The sequence below is a fragment of the Butyrivibrio sp. genome (assembly GCF_024699075.1).
Window position 1 is genome coordinate 1 of record NZ_JAILQF010000386.1, and the last position, 2,413, is coordinate 2,413.

At 38.1% G+C, this 2,413-nt stretch carries 2 protein-coding genes; both read left to right on the forward strand.

Translation table 11 applies throughout. The features are described from left to right. On the forward strand, window positions 1-778 hold a 778-nt coding region (locus tag K6G87_RS15515; protein WP_330669892.1), incomplete at its 5' end, for a class I SAM-dependent methyltransferase. 121 nt (window positions 779-899) lie between these two features. Then, window positions 900-2,060 carry an RNA-guided endonuclease InsQ/TnpB family protein gene (locus tag K6G87_RS15520; RefSeq protein ID WP_296839261.1) on the forward strand — a complete coding sequence of 387 codons (1,161 nt, stop codon included), beginning with the start codon at window positions 900-902 and terminating at the stop codon, window positions 2,058-2,060. Window positions 2,061-2,413 lie beyond the last annotated feature (353 nt).

Sequence of the window (2,413 nt, forward strand, 5' to 3'; positions counted from 1 at the left end):
AGGAGGAATGGTGATGAAGGCTGATTACAAGAATTGGATGCCAAAAGGGATGGTACTTGGGACGATTGGAATTACTGCAGCGATATTCTTTGTTGCAGTAATTGTAGGTATGGCTTCAACAGTGGGAAAGGTATTGCTGATTTTAACTGTGCTGTTTGCCTTGATATCTTTGTGGATGTACCTGATGTACAGGGCATTTTCCTATAACGGATCACGTCAGATGTCTAAGCAGATAATAGAAGGTGTTTCATCCTATGTAAAAATCCCGGATGGCGGTAAATGCCTCGATGTTGGATGTGGAAGCGGGGCTCTAAGTATTGCTTGTGCAAAGAAAAATCCAGGCGCTCATATAATTGGTATAGACAGATGGGGTAAAGAGTATGCTTCATTCAGCAAGAGTCTCTGCGAAAGTAATTCTGTTGCTGAAGGTGTAAATAACACATCTTTTCAGCAGGGCGATGCCTGTAAGCTTGATTTTGCAGATGAGACTTTTGATGCAGTAACAAGCAACTATGTATATCACAACATACCAAGTAAGGACAGACAGGCGATTCTTCTTGAAACACTAAGGACCCTTAAGAAGGGCGGAACATTTGCTATTCACGATATTATGTCCAAGTCAAAATATGGAGATATGGAAAGCTTTGTAGAAAAGCTTAAAAATATGGGATACGAAGAAGTAAAACTTGTTGATACTACTAACGGTATGTTCATGAGCAAGTGGGAGTCCATCTGGATGGCTCTTACAGGTTCTGCGATTCTTATGGGGAGGAAATGATTTATGGGACTTTTTAACTAATAGAAAGCAAGAAATCCCCCACCTCTAAGTATACGTAGGTGGGGATGAATTGCCGTTTATAAAAATTGTTGAAAATACATTTTTGTGCTATAATAATTGAGTGAATAAAGCCATAAAATATAGAATATATCCTACAACTGAACAAATTATCCTTTTTGCTAAAACCTTTGGTTGTTGCCGAAAAATATACAATCTTATGCTGGCTTCAAAAATCGAAGGTTATAAGATGACCGGAAAGTTTCCAAGTGTCACACCTGCAAAATATAAAAAAGACTATCCATTTCTTAAAGAAGTAGACAGTCTTGCGCTTGCTAACAAGCAAATAGATCTGCAGGAAGCATTCAAAAATACTTTTGACAAAAAACGCAAAAAGAAAAATGGCTTTCCTAAGTTCAAATCTGCAAAACATTCCCGCAAGGCATATACTACAAACTGTCAGTACCCAAAGCCTTCAAACAGCTTAAAAAGACCTACTATAAGGATAGAAGGCAGTACTATCATTATCCCTAAAGCAGGGCCTGTTAAAACAGTTTTTCACAGGCTTCCCGAAAAAGACTGGATACTTAAATCTGTTACGATATCTAAAGAGTCAGATGATAAATACTATGCATCTGTCTTATTTGAATACCCTAATCCTGTAAATACCTATATAGCAGATAAAAATAATGCCATTGGATTAGATTATGCTTCTGATGGTTTATATGTAGATAATTACGGTAATGTTGGCACAAACCATAAATTTTATCGCGAAAGTCATAATAAGCTTGCCAAGGCCCAGCGCAGACTATCACGTATGAAAGGTTCCAAAAAGAATGAGACAAAGTCAAATAACTATATAAAGCAGCTTCGCAAAGTAAATAAGATCCATAGACATATCGCAAATCAGAGACTCGATAACCTGCATCAAATATCTACCGAGATAGCCAATCGGTATGATGTTATCTGCACTGAGACTCTGAACATGAGAGCCATGTCAAATAAAGGTTTTGGTAACGGCAAGACTACTTTAGATAATGGCTATGGATTGTTCTTAAATATGCTTGAATATAAGCTTGCAGATAGAAATAAGTTCTTTGTTAAAGTTGATAAGTGGTACCCATCATCACAAATATGCTATCAGTGTGGCAAGCGTCACTCTGAAATGAAAGACTTAAGTATAAGAACAATGAAATGTAGCTGCGGTCATATTATGGGGAGAGACCAAAATGCGGCCTTAAATATCCTCAAAGAGGGGCTTAGGCAATTAAAAAAGACTGCATAGCGATGCAGTCTTTAGCATAAACACAGTAGGGATGGAATAGCCCAAACTTAACGCCTGTGGATATTGTGTAAGACACTGATTCGCATTATATGCGGTCAGCGCAATGGTAGTTTGAAGCAGGAAGCTCCGACTTCTATAAGTCGGAGTAGTTCACTACCAGATCATAAAGATTGAGTTCGTGTCCTGAGGAATACAAGCTTTTGGTTTCTAATAAATATATGACTAAACCCCCACGGCTTTGCCTGTGGGGGTTAGTCATATTAAGCCGATTTCTTAACTTCGCTATCGATTTCTCCTAAAAGACCAGTCTTAAAGAGAGCAGGGCGAAGTGCAAGATAAGCAATAACTCCTAT